Here is a 17,417-nt window from a genome sequence, read left to right as displayed (position 1 = left end):
GTGTGGAATATCACTAGACTGCAATAAAATGACCACTGAGCTTAAAGGGAAAGGGACGAGTAAACTGGAGCCAAAACATTCATGCTGTTCAATCAGCCGAGGACGAGTATCGCCAACTGCAGCCATTCAATTAAAATCTGAACCTGAAGAAACGATCATAGTGACCTATGATAATAACAGCTTCATTTCCTTGGAAGGCGGGGAATTTTATATGGGGACGGACACAGCGGAAGGATTTCCGGCAGACGGGGAGGGGCCCATACGGAAAGTTCGCGTCAATCCGATCCGTATTTCACCTTACGCGGTTACTAACAAACAATTTAGCACATTCGTTCAAAAAACGGGTTATGTGACGGAAGCAGAACGATTCGGCTGGTCCTATGTGTTTCATTTGCTAGCGTCGGAACAAACGCGTCAGCGCGTTGTGAACGTACCACAGCAAGTTCCCTGGTGGCTTGTAGTGGAGGGTGCTTATTGGGCGAAGCCGGAAGGAGCTGATTCGTCAATCGAGGATCGTATGAACCACCCGGTTGTTCATATATCATGGCATGACGCTGCAGCTTATTGTGCATGGTCGGGAACGCGTTTGCCGACGGAGGCAGAATGGGAATATGCAGCAAGAGGCGGGTTGAACAGGAAGACGTATCCGTGGGGGGACCTGTTAAAGCCGGAGGGCAAGCATATGTGTAACATTTGGCAGGGCAAATTCCCGGTTAAAAATAATGCAAGTGATGGCTATGTGGGTACAGCACCCGTAGACGCTTATGAACCAAATGGATATGGCCTTTATAATATGTCTGGTAATGTGTGGGAGTGGTGCGCGGATTGGTTTAGTCCACAATATCATAGAAGAACGACAGATGAGAACCCTCTGTTCACCGATCCAACAGAGAGGCGTTCGCTGCGAGGAGGCTCTTATTTGTGCCATCGTTCCTACTGCAATCGCTATCGGGTTGCAGCTAGAAGCAGTAATACGCCAGACAGCTCGTCGGGGAATATGGGATTTCGCGTCATAGAAGACCATAACGTACGATAAACGGTCATACTAGGCGATTATATAAAACTAAACGGGCGCTGCGCGGGGAGTTCATTCTTTTCTTATCGAATCAACGGGGAGGTATACATGTGAAGAAGTCTGTTGTAGTCATAGACGATAAGCCACTCATACTGCAATCGATCGTACAGACGGTGGACTGGGATGGACTAAACTGCACAATTGTGGGCCAGGCCGCAGATGGCATCGAAGGCAAGCAGGTCATTCATGATAAGCAGCCGGATATATTAATTACAGATATTAAAATGCCTGGCCTTAGCGGACTTGATCTAGCTGAATATATGCATTCCGTTTTTCCGAGGTCCAAGACCATTCTTATAACCGGATATCAGGATTTCGAATTCGCTAAACAGGCAGTTAGGCTCGGAGTATATGACATTGTTGTGAAGCCCATCCACAATGATGAGCTTCAGCGCATCGTTAGACAAGCGGTTCAGGCACTCGATAGCGAGCAGTCCAATCTGTCGCAGCAAGCGAAGCGGGATGAAGCGTTCAGCTTACTTACTGAGCATCATCAAAGCTCGCTGCCATCGCTTAGAAGCAAGCTCATCTCCGAGTTGATTGGCGGGAGCAACCCGCCGGATGGTTTTCTTGTGAAAGCAACCGCGGAGCTAGGAATTGAATGGAGCTCCGGCTCCGTGATTATTGTCCGTTCGAAACGGATGCTTGAAACCGTGCAGGGCGCCAATAGTCAAAGCATTAACCGGCAGCTTCGCGGTGAATTGATGGAAATGGCCCGAGCCGCAGCAGCATTGCGGAAATTTGAAATTATTGAATCGTATCGGCATGATGATTTTGTACTCGCTTGCCTGTTTCCGAAGCCTTTGCCTCCGCGTGAAATGAAGCTGAAGCTGCAGAGCTTCTGCCATGATTTGATCGAGCTGATCCGTCAAAAGCACGGACTGCTCTGCTGCATTGCTGTTAGCTCCAACTACCGGCAGCTTCAGACGCTGCATGAAGCATTTTACGAGGCATCGACATTGATGGACACGAGCTTTTTTCGAACCGAAGAGCCTGTCTTGTTTCCAGAAACGTTCGAGCCAGCGGAAGAGGGCGTTAAATTCTCGATTATTCGCGATCTTGAGGAATTTAATCAATTGCTGGAGTACGCTACTGGCGATGAGATGATCGGTCATTTGGAGAAGTTTCTCGAGCATATCAAGGCCTATAGCAAAGGAAATATTTTGGTAGTGAAAGGTTTGCTCTCCGATGTCTGCCTTGCTGCTGCCCGCTATTATTACCGGATCACCGGAGACGAGTTCGGCTTCGACAAGAGCATCGATGAAATTTTGGAGGATGTATATCGACTGCCTGACATGAAGACAGCAACGGATTATTTGTCAACATTCATTAAAATTGTCAAAAACAAGCTCGAAGGCGACGATAAAGAATATAGTCTCGTCGTTAAAAAATCGATTGAATATATTAATAATCATTTTGCCGAGAGCATCACATTAACCTCGATTGCTGATCATTTTGGGCTCAGTCCAAGCTATTTGAGCAGGCTGCTGAGAGCAGAATCTGGCATTAACTTCGTTGATTTGGTTGCTAAGGCTAGAATCGAGGCAGCAAAGCGACTGCTTCGCAATCCACGGCATAAGGTGAATGAGGTTGGAGAAATGGTGGGATATAAGGAGTATGCCTATTTCTATCAGGTATTCAAAAAAATCGAAGGCGTGTCTCCCAAGGAATACAAGAATAGAAGTAAAGAATCCTAATAAAACCGTAAAATCACAGTCTTCCTTTCAGTCAGCGAGTACGTTAAACTTTTGCCTAATTGGAGTATTAAATTAAAAGAGGAGCGTCTGTTCAATGTTGTTAGCGTTTACATTCGGGAAGGAGCATGGTAAATGACGATTAACCATTTGCAGCGGGAAGAAGTAGAGGTGTTAATCGCGAAGGTGATAGCGGGAATGCAGGACTTAGAGGTGATCAATGAGGAGGAAGCTCCCTTTAGCATGATATCCATGGAAACATGGGACTGGTCTCAAGGGGTCGGATTATTTTCTCTCTATTTGTACTATAAAGAAACGGGCAATCGAGAGATTTTGAATTACCTGACTGATTGGTTTGATCGTCGACTTCGGGAAGGGCTGCCGGCCAAAAATGTGAATACGATGTGCCCGCTGCTGACGCTCAGTTATTTGTACGAGGAAACGCGCACGCCGGAATATTTAGTCATCTGCGAGGAATGGGCTAGCTACGCCGTGAATGAAATGCCGCGCACACAGGAGTTCGGAATTACGCATGTTACACGAGATAGCAGGAATGAAGGCGAGCTGCGGGATGAAACTTTGTACATGACTGTGCTTTTCATGGGCCGGATGGGCGTTCTTCTAAGAAATGAGTATTACGTACAAGAGAGTATTCGCCAGTTTCTAGTCCACCTCAAATATTTGACTGACACGCAAACGGGGCTGTTTTTTCACGGCTGGTCCTTCATTCGCAGAGATAATTTCGCCAGGGTGCTCTGGGCACGCGGCAATGCTTGGTATTTGGCAGGTTTAGTTGACTACCTCGATATGGTCCAGCTGCCGCTCAGTATTGAAATTTTTTTACTGGCTTCTATGGAGCAGCAGGTGCGCAAGCTTACCGAGCTCCAGGCCGATAGCGGCATGTGGCATACGCTGCTTGACGATAAAGATAGCTATGAGGAAACCTCAGCGACAGCAGGCTTTGCTTACGGTATTTTGAAGGCAGTGCGCAAAGGATATATTAGCGAGACTTACCGGGAATCAGGCATTGCCGCACTGCAGGCGGTTTTAAACCGAATTGACGTGACCGGAATGGTGCAAGGCGTATCGTATGGTACCCGGCTTGGCTTGACTGCGCAATTTTACAAGGACATTCCACAGAGCTCTATGCCGCATGGCCAATCGATGACGCTGCTGATGTTAGTGGAGAGCCTGTATCATTTAGACGAATAGCAATCCTAGCAGGAACGAGTGATATATGGTGCGTAAAATAAGAGAGTTTTTTGTTGATGCCAAGCTAAGAACAAAGTTTTTGCTCTCGTTCACGGTCATTATTTTGATCACCGTCTTAGTAATTAGCGGAATTAATTATTGGGTGTCGGTCGGTGTCATTAAACGGAATTCAGGTGATTTCTCACAATATTTGATTGGACAGATCGGTATCAACATTGAGAAGAACACGACGGATATTGAGGAGATGGCTTTTCAGCAGTTCCGTAATTCTTCTCTTAGCGAAATGCTTAGTCAGTCCGTGGGGGAGGAGGATACCTACTCTAGGGACAAGTATATCAATGATTTTCTAAACGATATGCTGTTTTTTAAGGAATATTATTTGTCCGTATTCATCATTGATGTGAACGATAAGCGATATTCCATCGAGCGTAAAGGGGTAATGAGATACAATGCGGAATTGATAAAACAAATTAATATCGACGAGATAAAAGAGAAAAGGGGCAGGGCAACTTGGTACCGCGGATCAAACGATGCGTTGTACATGGTCAAAGCACTGTACGATATTGAAACGACTAAATATGTGGGCATTATCGCGATCGGCGTGGAGAGCAGCTATATCAGCGACATCTTAACCGATGTTCATAACCTGATGGACGGGGATATTCTTATCCTGAATGAGAGCAATGAAATTTTTGTTGTCAGTACCCATTTGAGCGAGGCTGCACAATATTATATGAATCATGACCTGTATATGATTAATACGGTTCAAAGTGACTTCCAGCATGGAGGCAAGCATTATATTTCAAGCGTCCTCTCCACCGATTACGACAAATGGAAAATCGTGCAGATTATCGATGTTGGACAGCTCACGCGTGGAACGGAAAGTCTTAAATATTGGACAATTAGTACGTTAATTGTGTCGTTATTAGTTGCTTTTATATTGGCCGCTCAAATTTCCAAAAGCATAACTGAAAATATCCGCTTGCTGCTGAGAGCGATGTCCAGCTTCTCTTTGGATTCCAATCATCAAATCATTGTGCCGAGAAGTCGTGACGAGGTCGGCATGCTTACTGTCAGATTCAATACGATGTCAGAGAAGATCAACGATTTGTTTAATTCGGTTTATCGCGAGAAGCTGCTGAAGCAGAAAGCCGAGTATCGGACGTTGCAGTTTGAATACAAGGCGCTACAAGCGCAGATGAATCCCCATTTTCTATACAATACATTGGAATCTATTCATAGTATGGCAAAGATTAAAGGCGAGGAGGAGATAGGCGAGTTAATCTATCTGCTCGGCAAGCTGCTCCGTGAAAGCATTCGCAAGAAGGGGGATCAAATTGCCCTGCGGGAAGAAATTGAGTTCAGCGTCAATTATTTGTCCATTCACAAAATGATTTATGGCGATAGAATCGAAGTAGAGTACTTGCTTCATGAAAAATTAAATGACTGTCAAGTGCCTAAGTTTATACTTCAGCCGCTCATTGAGAATGCAATCGTTCACGGTATTGAAACGAAGCCTGGAAAAGCGCTCATTCGCATTAGAAGCTATGAGGAAAACGGGGATATGCTGCTTGAGGTTATTGACAACGGCATCGGCATGGACGAAAAAAAAGTCGAGCGATTGCTGGACCCCGTATGGTACGAATCACAGGACGGAACGAACAAGCATACCAACGTAGGTGTCATCAGCGTGCACAAGCGAATTCGCATCCTATATGGAGCTAGCTACGGACTTTTGATTCGCAGTAAACCCGGGGAAGGAACGACGGTCCGCATTCGGCTGCCAATCGTTCAGCATACCGAATAAGGTGCGGTTTTCAGGTTATCTGTGATCGATAACAACAAAATAGCTAATATAAGCGCAAGAATCCCCAATGGTAAGCATTTGTAGTTCTTGTAAAATAGGAAGCAATGAAAGACAAGGTTCCGTTGCTGACAAGGAGCTATCTTATGCAACATCCATAGGAGAGTGAAGCCAAGTGAATGCTACAAAGCAGATGGTAAAGGATTGGCCGGCGGTGCGCGATAAAATTCAAACCTTTGACTGGGCTAGCCGAATCGTTCATACGTTTAAGCCAACCACGGATTGGTGGGTCGCTAATTATAAGGACGATGTAAACCGGGTAGCCGGCTGGGGACATCATTATTTCTGTGATCAATGCTTCGCGGCACTGATCTTTGATCCAGGCAATCCGAACGAGCATCGCTGCAGCGGCTGCGGTGAGATTAGAGCAGCGCAGGAGGTGGATGATGCTTGGTGCTATATATACAGAACCTCGGCATGCACGCAGGTGTTTCACGCAGCTGTTTTGTACAATTTATACGGGGATCCTTCCTATTTGGCTTTTATACGAAAAGTGCTGGCGTTTCTATGCGAGCACTATGGCAGCTTCCAGGTGCGCACCCCTCCCGGACAGGAAGGACGCTTCACTGGCTGTGATTTAACGGATGGAGTAGCTGACATCTGGCTGTTGAACGGCATGGAGCTGGTGAAGGATTGCTTCACGCAAGACGAGCTGGACCTGTACAAGAACCGTTTCTTTATTCCACAAGCTGAATTTTTGATCGAGAAGGTCGGCTGCACCCCGAACATTATTTGCTGGATGAAAGCGGCAGCGGGAATGATCGGCCTGTTTTTCAACGAACGGATCTGGTGCGAACGAGCAGCAGCAGGGGAGAACGGTATTAAGATGAGGCTCGCTGAAGGACTGCTGCCTGAAGGGTTCTGGTATGAAGCATCGTTCCATTATCATTTCTACTGTGCGGAAGGTCTTACGTACTATCACGCGTTTTGCAAGCTGTATGACTATGATTTTCCGATTCTGGAGGACGCGCTTCTGCGGATGTATCGTTACCCAGTCAAGTACGCATTCGCAAGCGGATATTTTCCGAATCCAAATGACGGCTGGCCGCTGCTTAGGTTCGGCAATTACGCTCAGCAATACGAATGGATTCGCAACATGCACGACGAACCGTCGTTTCGTTATGCTTTATCGCGCAGCTATGACAAGCCGGATCAAGCATTTATCGGCGCCAATATTGGCGGTGTAGCTCGTCTGTTGTTTGGAAGGGATTGGGCAAATGAGGAATTCGATAAAGTCGCTGCAGGCAGCGGCTTGCCAGACGGACAGTCCCACTACGATAAGGATATTTATTTTGCCATGCTGCATAGCGGCGAAGCCTCGGTCTTCCTTAAATACGGCTATGTGATTAGGGAACATTCCCATGCCGATATTATGAATTTTGAGTTGAATCTGAACGATGAAGTCGTCTCGCGAGATATTTCCAACAGCGGCTACGGTTCCGATTTGTTCAGGGAATGGCAGCGCAAGACGATTGCCCACAATTCAGTCATGATCGATAGACAGACGCAGCCGAACCGTCCTATAGGAAGAATGGAACGGTTTGATAAAGAACGGAATTTGTGCCGCGTATCCGCGGATGAGGTTTATCCAGGTATAGGCTTTTCTCGTTCCATGCAGCTGCAATCGGACACTTTGACGGATATTTTCGAGGTGAAGCCTGAAAGCGGACATACAGATGAGCATACGATTGACTGGCTGTTCCACTGCTCTGGCGAATTCAGCTCGCAGTTGACGTTTACGCCTTGCGGCCCTCCAGGCAGTGAGGATGGATACCAATTGATGCTGGAGACGGCCTGCTGCGAAATCAATACCGACTGGGAAGCAGTCTGGACATTGGCGGATAAGCAGCTCACGCTTCGTATGGAGGGTGCTCCGGGAACGAGTGTCTATCTATTCAGAGGTTATGAGCACCGGCTTGATCAAACACGGTGGGGTGTCATGATTCGCCGGAACGGCAATTCCGCAGTTTTCAAGGCGGAGTACAAATGGACGATAGTCCATTAAACGATTGAAGCAGCATCATGAGGAGGAGCTTCCATGGACGAGAGCAAGGCTTGGAGCAAGGAAGAGATTTGTACCCACTTGGGTGATGACTACGATCGTTATCTTGGAGCGATCGTACCGCCAATATTTCAAAACACACTATTTACCCGTAAAAATATGGACCACGGCTACACGTACACCCGTGTAGCCAATCCGACGACAGAAATTGCCGAGAAGAAGATTGCGGCACTGGAGGGGGCGGAGCAAGCCCGCTGCTTCTCGTCCGGAATGGCGGCGATAACAGCCGCGCTGATGAGTGTTATGGAAAAGGACTGCCATATTATTTGTCCGTTAAATGTATACCCTCCAACGAAGAGCTTCCTCGACACATATATGAAGAAGTTTGGGGTGGAGACGACGTTTGTGTCGGGTGAGAGCACAGATGAGCTAGAAGCGGCCATTCGACCAAACACGAAGGCAATCTATCTCGAGACACCGCTCTCGAACGTATTTACGCTGCAGGATTTACGGGCAATCGCGGCGATTGCTAAAGCGAAGGGCATCATAACTATCGTGGATAATACATGTGCAACGCCGCTATTTCAGAATCCAATTGCTTACGGCATCGATATTGTCGTTCATTCCGCGACCAAGTACATGGGCGGGCACAGCGATATTCTAGCTGGTGTCATGGTCGGCAGCAGCGAGCGGATGGAGCAAGTCACTCACCGTGAGCGAGGCATGTTCGGAGCAACGATGGACCCGCATCAGTCATGGCTGCTGATCCGCGGACTTCGGACACTTCCGCTGCGGATGCGGCAGCATCAGGAGAGCGGCCTTCGTTTAGCCGAATTCCTTGAAGCTCATCCGCTCGTAGAGCGTGTGCTATACCCCGGACTTCCTAGTCATCCGCAATATGAACTTGGACGCAGTCAGATGAGCGGTTATTCCGGCTTAATCAGCTTTGTACCCCGCGGTAACCAGGAGCAGATTATCGCTTTTATCAAAGGACTGGAGCTGTTCGAGGAGGGGCCGAGCTGGGGAGGATTTGAGAGCTTGATCAATTCGCCGGGACTTTGGATTGACGAGGAAACCTCCAAACAGACGGGAATGCCACAAAGGCTGATCCGCATCTCTATCGGGCTGGAGCATCCTGATTCACTGATGAATGATCTTGACCGCTCACTAGCGGGCATGAAGCGTAATTAACTGACATGAAGCCATCCGGCAAACTGCCGGATGGCTTTTTTTTTGTGAAACGAAGACAAGAAAACTAATAAAAAGTAAAATGTGACTCATATAAAATAGGCTCTCATACAGTTACACTTGAAATATCGCAAAGCACATCTCAAGCGATGAAGAGGAGCTCCCCAACTGGAATCGTCCATAACGATAGTAAAAATGCAAGCGTATACATTATTAGGTTTCTGCAAACCTGATGAAGCAGAGTGAAAGGTGTGACCTTCAGCAAATGAATAGACTGGATGTGCAAGAGCTAATCGAGAAAGTGATCGTCGGCATGAGGAATTTGGAAATTACAATTCAAGAGGATACGGTCGATAGTATTATCTCCATGGAGGTTTGGGATTGGTCTCAGGGTGTAGGCCTATTCTCGTTATACCTCTATTACAAAGAAACCGGAAATACAGAAATTCTGGAGTACTTAACCAACTGGTTCAATAGGCAGATCGAGCGAGGGCTTCCGGAAAAGAATGTAAATACAATGTGTCCGCTGCTGACTTTAAGCTATCTATATGAAGAGACAAGGGAAGAGAGCTACCTTCGCATATGCGAGGAGTGGGCGAGCTATGCGGTAGAACGGATGCCGCGTACGCCGGAATTTGGCATTACGCATACGGCGGTGGACAGTCCGAATGAGGGTGAGCTATGGGACGATACGTTGTACATGACCGTATTGTTCATGGCCAGAATGGGCGTCGTTCTAAACCAGCCGTCTTACGTCGAAGAAAGTGTAAGGCAATTTCTCGTACATCTGAAATATTTGACAGATACGAGTACCGGACTGTTTTTCCACGGATGGAGCTTCGAGGAGAATCATCATTTTGCTAGAGCCAGATGGGGCAGAGGCAACGCTTGGTATACAGCTGGGCTTGTTGATTATCTGGATATGATATCAGTGCAGCAAGGCGTGAAGGAATTTTTGCTAACCTCACTTGAGAGGCAGGTCAGCAAGCTTTCCGAGCTGCAGGCGCCGTCAGGCATGTGGCATACATTGCTGGATGATCCTTCCTCATATGAAGAAACATCGGCAACAGCGGGATTCGCTTATGGAATACTCAAGGCCGTTCGCAAAGGCTATCTTAGCGAAAGCTACAGGGAGACTGGGATGCGCGCGCTGCAAGCGGTCATCCATAGAATTGACGCTAACGGCACGGTGCAGGGAGTTTCCTATGGCACAAGGATGGGACGCACGCTGGAGTTTTACAAAGAGATCCCGCAATGTCCAATGCCCTACGGCCAATCGATGGCATTGCTGATGCTGGCGGAGAGCTTGCACCATTTTCCAACGGCAGAGAGAGGTTGAGCATTGAAAATCAATGTCAGGAGGGGAGCGGGCAATGAAGGAACAAGCAGTTAATCGAATCAGCGCATCTGGAGCCGCCAAAATAGCTCTTAAGGAATGGAAGAAAAATTATGCTCTTTATTTGCTGCTACTGCCTGCGATCGCTTTTTTTATCATTTTTGCATATATCCCCATGGGGGGATTGATCATCGCCTTTAAGGACTACAATATTTTCACAGGAATTTGGGCGAGTGATTGGGCTGGTCTGGCCAACTTTAAAGAAATGTTTTCGATTCCAGAATTTTTTCGAATTACGCGCAATACGCTGCTCTTGAATATACTGGGACTGCTTGTAGGCTTTCCAGCCCCTATTATTCTCGCCCTAATGCTGAACGAGATTCGTTCTAAATATTTTAAGAAGATTTCTCAATCCTTGCTATATTTGCCTCACTTTATGTCATGGATTGTACTTGGAGGCATTGTTTATGCGGTGCTGTCTCCAAAATACGGCATCGTCAATGAGATTATGCGCTGGATAGGAATGAATGAATTTTATTTTATGGCGGATAAAACCTCATGGGTTATTGTTTATACGTTATCGGCGGTCTGGCAAAGCGCAGGCTGGGGAACCATTATATATTTGGCTGCGATCACCGCGATAGATCCTTCGCTTTATGAAGCAGCCTCCATTGATGGAGCAGGCCGTCTGCGTAAAATTATAAGCGTGACGATTCCGAGTATTATGCCGACTATTATTATTTTATTCATTCTTGCTGTAGGAAATATGGTCTCCATTGGCATTGAACAGCCGCTTGCATTAGCGAATGCGGTAGTGGGTGATGTATCAGATGTCATAAGCACGTATGTCTATCGAGTCGGAATTAAGCAGGGCGACTTCGCATTAACGACAGCAGTTGGCATGGTGCAATCTGTCATTAATCTGTTCTTAATTCTTACTGCGAATCATTTTGCGAAAAAAGCGGGCGGAGAGAGTCTCTGGTAATCAGCCTGTACGAGAGGAGAGAAGTCCATGGAAACTCATGAAACTGAACTGGATCATAAACCAGTAAGTAAAAAGCTAATAGGCAGCAAATTCAGTTTAGGTGAGACCATCTTTAGTGTTATCGTATATGGAACATTGATTGTGTTCACCTTCGTCTGTTTGTTTCCTTTTTTGAATACACTTGCTAACGCTTTCAGCAGCAGTAATGCCATCCAGACTGGAAAAGTTGTTCTGTGGCCAGTACAATTTCAGTTGGATTCCATTAAAATGATTCTGGCTGATCAATCTGTCATTCGTTCTCTCTTAGTCACGATCTATCTAACGGTTGTTGGGACAGCTTTGAATTTGGTTATCACGGTCACGACGGCTTATCCACTGTCACGCCGAGATTTAAAGGGACGCTCCGTGTTTATGAGATTTATGGTGATCACGATGCTGTTTAGCGGAGGCATGATTCCGTTATTCCTGCTCATCAAGTCGCTGTATTTGCTCAATACACTCTGGGCGCTCATTCTTCCGGGGCTAATTAGCGCCTTTAATGTCATTATTATGAAAAGCTTCTTTCAGGCCATACCGGATGAACTGCGTGAAGCATCGATTGTTGACGGCTGCGGGAATATGCGCTATTTGCTGCAAATCGTTTTACCGCTATCCGGCGCATCGCTGGCAACCATCGGATTATTCTATGCGGTTGGACATTGGAATTCCTACTTTGGCGCGGTTCTCTATATCGACAATCAGGATCTGGCGACGCTTCAAGTTAAGCTTAGAAATATATTGCTCCTTGCACAAATGGGAACCTCTATCGAACAGATGTCTGCGGATAGTAATTTTACCGTTGTTCAGGAATCTTTGAAGGCGGCTGTTATCGTCGTTGCTACGGTTCCGATTCTCATTGTTTATCCATTTCTTCAAAAGTATTTTGTTAAAGGCTCGATGCTAGGCTCTGTGAAAGGTTGATATTCGGCTCGGGCTGCCAGCAGCTGCTAAGCAGTCCGTCTTAATATAAATAATGCGTAACAACCAAGGAGGCAATGAATATGAAGGGGATTTTCACAAGGGGATTGCTGCTAAGTTTGTCGTTAATTATTGTTGCAATATCGCTAGCGGCTTGTTCTGGAAACAAAAATACAAATAATGGTGGTAATTCAACGCCAGCCAAGAACAATGGTGCGGCTTCAACAGATGAGCCAGTTAAATTGGAAAAGGTTCGCGTATCGCTTTGGGATCGCTCGAATTCACCGAGCGGACAGAAGCTGGAAGACACCGTTATTGTTAAGAAGCTGCAGGAAGAAGCTAAAAAAGAAGGCTTAGATGTGGAGTACGTTGTTTTGCCTCGTTCCCAAGAAAGTGAGAAAAACAACATTTGGATGGCTTCAGGCGATGGACCTGACATTATCATTACTTATGATATGAACGCTATGTTCAAGTGGGCAGAGCAAGGCGGCCTATGGGAGCTGGACGAATTGCTTGACCAATATGGTTCGGATATTAAGAATAAGATTGGCCCTGCACTAGATGCAGCAGGTACGTATAAGGGCAAACGCTATGCCATACCTGCTATGCGGATGAGCACTGCTGCTGGCTCGAATATGAAGATTCGTCAGGATTGGCTTGATAAGCTCGATATGAAGGCGCCAACTACGCTTGATGAATTGTATACCGTATTGAAAGCGTTTAAAGAAAAAGATCCAGGCGGGCTTGGCAGCGCAAACGTTGTGCCATGGGCGCTTCCTGCGATCAGCCAAGGGATGAAAGGATTTTTCTTCGGTCCAATGTGGGGTGCTGGAATAGCATCTGACGGACCTGGTACGGAAATTTATATGCCAAGCGGCAACTTCACCGACGGTGTATTCCATTCCTCGTTTGTTACGGAGGAAGGCAAGGAATATTTCAGATTCATGAATAAATTATACTCAGAGGGCTTGATCTCCAAAGAGTTCGTCACCGACGTGAACTCTCAGCAATATATTCAAAATTATACATCCGGAACTACAGGCTTTATAGACTCTAATGAAACGCCATGGGCCATTACAAAAGAGACTAGAAAAACAGTGCCAACAGCGAAATGGGTTACGCTTGACCCGTTCATTAGACCGAATGGCACACAGGCGATGACAGAATCCAATGTATACGGCTTGCTTAATCTGATTCCGAAATCCTCCAAAAACCCAGCAGCAGCCGTTAAATATTTAAACTTCCTGACGAAAAACCTCACGTTGGTTCAAGGCGGTATTGAAGGCGTGCATTACAAGGAGCAGAACGGCTTGTTCGTACCGATCGACCCTGCAAAAAATACAGAGGAGCTCGACTGGTACATGGTAGATCTTAATTTGATTACACAGGGCTACATGGGCAACCCGACTAAGGAGCAGATGGTGGCTATATATGCAAATGAGCCGAACGCAGAAGAGATAGCAGATATTCTTGATCCTTATTATAGATCCTTCGAGAATTACGGCAGACAGATTCCTGTGTTTGACACCCCGCGCCCAGTGTCGGAGAAGAACCTTCCCGACTTGACCAAGTTCATCTATGAAGCGCTGTCCAAAGTGATTATTTCCAAGGACTTTGATGCGGAATGGGCAAATGTTGTCTCTGGCTGGAAGAAGTATAACGGAGAACAATATGACGCGGAAGTTACTGAAAATCTGGTTAATATGAATTGGAAAACGACTAACGAATAGAAATTGACAAGGACGGATGGTGGGTACAATACTCCGCCATCCGTTTTTGTTATCCATGGGAGGCAAGAGAACATGAATCAGCAATCCGTAGTCAATGAACAAATCAATGAAATCGTCCGCGAGCAGGAAATTAAATTAGCGGAGCTCCGGGCCGTAATGGAGTCCGAAAAAAATGCAAAAAGGAAGCTGCGCGTGCAGGGGCAAGAGCTCAGCAGGCTGACGTCGATGCTGCTGTTATACTGCCAGCCCAAGTCTATTTATTACCTTGATAAACAATTACTGCCTGAAATGGAGAGGTTAGCGGAAGCTTTTCTTGGTACGCAGCTGCCGAGTGGTAATGTTACCCTATACTTTTGCAATATCGACTCTCCTCCTGATACGGCATTCACCTCTCATCACGTCGCTACATTACTGCAATTAGCGATGAGGGATGCGGGAGAGGAAGCTGAAAAAATTACAAATTGTTTAATGCTATTCATGGAGAGAGCTGCGCCAGCTCTGCTGACGGGAGGCATTCATACCCCAAATCATCGCTGGGTGATGGCGTCCGCGCTTGCCAAGATGGAAGAGCTGTTTGGCGGCACCGAATACCGTGCACGCGCCTTTCAATTTCTAAATGAAGGTCTCGACATTACTGAGTATGGGGAATGGACGGAGAGGAGCAATTCGATTTACAATGCGGTGTGCTCGTATTATCTCTATACGATAGGCAAAGTATTTGACCATAAGCCAGCGATGGAGGCTGCCAGCCGTACGCTTCATATGATGCGTTATATGATGCATCCGGGGGATACAATCGCAACTGAATATTCCGGTAGACAGGATTTAGGTAAGATCGCGTACATGGATGATCGGTACTATGTAGCCTATCATTTGCTTGCTTCCTATGATCAGAACCCGGAATTGGCAGCAATGGCACGCATGGCGGCTCGTACTGCGCCAAAGGGTTCGTTTGCCCTTATGCATTGGATGCTTGAACCGGAGCGGATGATACTGCCAGAAACGGCAGCAGAGCTAAGAGACAACTATACGGAATTGTTCGGAGAGCGCAATCTTGTTCGCGTTCCAGCCCATGTTCCCTATTTAGGTCCGCTCGTCAAGCATCCGCACGGTGCAGCCGTGCTTCGCCATCGCAGGGATAAGCTTAGTATCACGGTCATGGCGGGACAGCCGGAGAGCATTTACCTTCAGTATGGGAAAGCTCGCATGTTTGGAATGAAGCTCGGAGTTGGCTGGTTCGGTATTGGTGCCGCGGCATTTCCTGGAATAGCTAAGCTCGGCGAGGACTTGTATAGAATGGAAATCGAACTGGAGGGCTGCTATTTCGGGCCGCTTACCGACGAGCATACGAAGCACGCTAAGGGCAGCTATGTGGATATGCCGAACCATTTGCGCGAGAAGACAAGTGTGCTAAAGATGAACGCGGCGATTGAAATTAAACTGCTTGACGATGGTATGGATGTTAGAGTGCTCTCAAATGATCCCGACGGACTTTATCTGCAAGCGGTTTGCATGTTTGATGAGAGCGGATTGCTGAGCGGAGAAGGTCTAGAGAGAACCGGTCCCTTAACGCAGCGCTTGTCCTATGGCGATGCTCTGTATCGTGTCGGCAATGATTGCATTCGCATTGAAGGAGGCGCATATGAGCATGATGAGATCGTTATGCGAAATGATTCCATCCATAGCAATGCCATTAATATGATGGTGAATTGGATCACGCCAACGGACTCTATTCTTAAATTTCGGTGCTACACAGCAGTCGATGAATAAGCTTATAGAACGTCTTGTGGTGAAATACCCGGATTTGACGTGCTGTCTTGCTGATATTGATCAAGCGGTGGAGCTGTTGAAAGCTGCTTATAGCCGTGGAGGAAAGCTGCTCATCTGTGGAAACGGGGGAAGTGCAGCCGATTGCGAGCATATCGTCGGCGAGCTGATGAAGGGCTTCAATTCCCCAAGGGAGCTTCCGAAGGAGCAGCGCAATGTACTTATCTCAGCATTCGCAGAGGAGGGGGGCTACTTGGCGGAGCATCTTCAAGGGGCACTCCCAGCCATCTCACTCGTCAGTCATTCGGCATTAATGACAGCTTATGCTAACGATGTTGAAGCGGATATGGTTTTTGCTCAACAGGTATACGGATATGGTCAGCCTGGCGATGTACTGATTGGACTGAGCACATCTGGAAATTCCAGAAACGTTATACGAGCCATGCAGGTCGCCCGTGCATTCGGACTCCGAACGATTGCGTTCACAGGTCATTCGGGCGGGAAGCTGCTGGGCTTGGCTGATGTCACGATTCGGGTTCCTTATGAGCAAACGCTGGATATACAAGAGAGACATCTCCCCATTTATCATACGATTTGTTTATCTTTGGAGGAGGCTTTTTTCGCAAATGGGCTACTTAGCGGGAATTGATATCGGCGGGACGAAGTGCGCGGTCAGCTTGGGACAAATCAAGGGCGAGGAATTGATTATTTTAGAGAAAAGACAGTTTGCTACACCATCGGGACCCGATCAGACCATTGGCATGCTTATAAAGCAGTTAACGGATTTATTAATTGTATATCATGTCGAGAAGCCGTCTGCGATTGGCATTAGCTGCGGCGGGCCATTGGACAGCAAGCGGGGACTGCTCCTGTCCCCTCCCAATCTTCCGGGCTTTGATCATATCGATATCACAGCTCCGTTTCGAGAGCGTTACAAGGCTCCGGTAAGGCTGCAGAACGATGCAAATGCGGGTGCACTGGCGGAGTGGAAATGGGGAGCGGGCAAAGGAACCCGTAATATGGTCTTTCTAACCTTCGGAACAGGGATGGGAGCAGGTCTTATTCTTAACGGGCAGCTGTATTCTGGAACGAACGATATGGCTGGGGAAATTGGGCATGTGGCGATGGCGCCGTTTGGCCCAGTGGGCTATGGAAAGGCAGGCTCTTTCGAAGGATTTTGCAGCGGAGGCGGAATCGCGGAGCTCGCCAGATCCTATGCGCTGGCTTCGCTTCAATCAGGAGAGCCGCTTTCCTTCTGCAGAAGCTATGACGAATTACATGTGATTACGGGAGAAAAGGTAGGAGAAGCGGCTCTGCAAGGGGACGCAGCAGCGATTGATATCATTCGTATCGTGGGTCAGCAGCTAGGTATGGGGCTGGCGATATTAGTAGACATATTAAACCCAGAGAAAATTGTTATCGGCAGTATTTATCATCGGCAGCGCAGCCTTCTTGAGCCGGAGGTTTTGGCCGTCCTTGAGAAGCAAGCTTTAAGACGGTCGTTACAAGTATGTGCAATTGTTCCTGCTCAATTGGGCGAGCAAGTAGGAGATTACGCCAGTCTGACTGTTGCTTACATGGAATTACTTGAAAGGGTGTCATAATCT

13 protein-coding genes are annotated in these 17,417 nt (G+C 47.1%); all 13 read left to right on the top strand.

The features are described 5' to 3' along the window. Nucleotides 1-28 precede the first annotated feature (28 nt). Nucleotides 29-1,036: a formylglycine-generating enzyme family protein gene (locus MHI37_RS24770; RefSeq protein WP_179090262.1), complete on the top strand. Its 1,008-nt coding sequence runs from the start codon at nt 29-31 to the stop codon at nt 1,034-1,036. Nucleotides 1,037-1,125: 89 nt separating this feature from the next. Further along, a complete protein-coding gene (locus MHI37_RS24765) occupies nt 1,126-2,772 on the top strand; it encodes a response regulator (RefSeq protein ID WP_076338242.1) in 1,647 nt (548 codons plus the stop codon). A gap of 132 nt (nt 2,773-2,904) precedes the next feature. Next, entirely contained in the window at nt 2,905-3,981 is a 1,077-nt protein-coding gene (locus MHI37_RS24760; protein WP_076338243.1) for a glycoside hydrolase family 88 protein, read from the top strand. Between the two features lie 25 nt (nt 3,982-4,006). Further along, on the top strand, nt 4,007-5,788 hold the full coding sequence (locus MHI37_RS24755) for a histidine kinase (RefSeq protein WP_076338244.1): 1,782 nt from the start codon (nt 4,007-4,009) through the stop codon (nt 5,786-5,788). A 172-nt stretch (nt 5,789-5,960) separates the two neighbouring features. Continuing rightward, nucleotides 5,961-7,850, top strand: coding sequence for a heparinase II/III family protein (locus tag MHI37_RS24750; protein WP_076338245.1), 1,890 nt, complete (start codon nt 5,961-5,963; stop codon nt 7,848-7,850). Between the two features lie 33 nt (nt 7,851-7,883). Further along, entirely contained in the window at nt 7,884-9,038 is a 1,155-nt protein-coding gene (locus tag MHI37_RS24745; RefSeq protein ID WP_076338246.1) for an aminotransferase class I/II-fold pyridoxal phosphate-dependent enzyme, read from the top strand. Nucleotides 9,039-9,300: 262 nt separating this feature from the next. Continuing rightward, nucleotides 9,301-10,374: a glycoside hydrolase family 88 protein gene (locus MHI37_RS24740; protein ID WP_076338247.1), complete on the top strand. Its 1,074-nt coding sequence runs from the start codon at nt 9,301-9,303 to the stop codon at nt 10,372-10,374. Between the two features lie 34 nt (nt 10,375-10,408). Continuing rightward, nucleotides 10,409-11,356, top strand: a complete 948-nt coding sequence (locus tag MHI37_RS24735) for an ABC transporter permease subunit (RefSeq protein ID WP_218638944.1) — start codon at nt 10,409-10,411, stop codon at nt 11,354-11,356. A gap of 27 nt (nt 11,357-11,383) precedes the next feature. Next, nucleotides 11,384-12,316 (top strand): carbohydrate ABC transporter permease, encoded by a 933-nt coding sequence (locus MHI37_RS24730; protein WP_076338249.1) that lies wholly within the window; start codon nt 11,384-11,386, stop codon nt 12,314-12,316. A gap of 80 nt (nt 12,317-12,396) precedes the next feature. Further along, nucleotides 12,397-14,043, top strand: coding sequence for an extracellular solute-binding protein (locus MHI37_RS24725; RefSeq protein ID WP_076338250.1), 1,647 nt, complete (start codon nt 12,397-12,399; stop codon nt 14,041-14,043). Between the two features lie 72 nt (nt 14,044-14,115). Beyond that, nucleotides 14,116-15,813, top strand: coding sequence for a hypothetical protein (locus tag MHI37_RS24720; protein WP_076338251.1), 1,698 nt, complete (start codon nt 14,116-14,118; stop codon nt 15,811-15,813). Continuing rightward, nucleotides 15,806-16,459, top strand: a complete 654-nt coding sequence (locus tag MHI37_RS24715; RefSeq protein ID WP_076338252.1) for an SIS domain-containing protein — start codon at nt 15,806-15,808, stop codon at nt 16,457-16,459. Before MHI37_RS24720 ends, MHI37_RS24715 begins: the two co-directional genes overlap by 8 nt. Then, on the top strand, nt 16,437-17,414 hold the full coding sequence (locus MHI37_RS24710; RefSeq protein ID WP_076338253.1) for an ROK family protein: 978 nt from the start codon (nt 16,437-16,439) through the stop codon (nt 17,412-17,414). The genes MHI37_RS24715 and MHI37_RS24710 overlap by 23 nt, the downstream gene beginning before the upstream one ends. Nucleotides 17,415-17,417 lie beyond the last annotated feature (3 nt).

This window comes from Paenibacillus sp. FSL H8-0548, assembly GCF_038630985.1.
Lineage (GTDB): Bacteria > Bacillota > Bacilli > Paenibacillales > Paenibacillaceae > Pristimantibacillus.
Note: the sequence above shows the minus strand (reverse complement) of the source record. Positions and strands in the feature narration are given on the sequence as shown.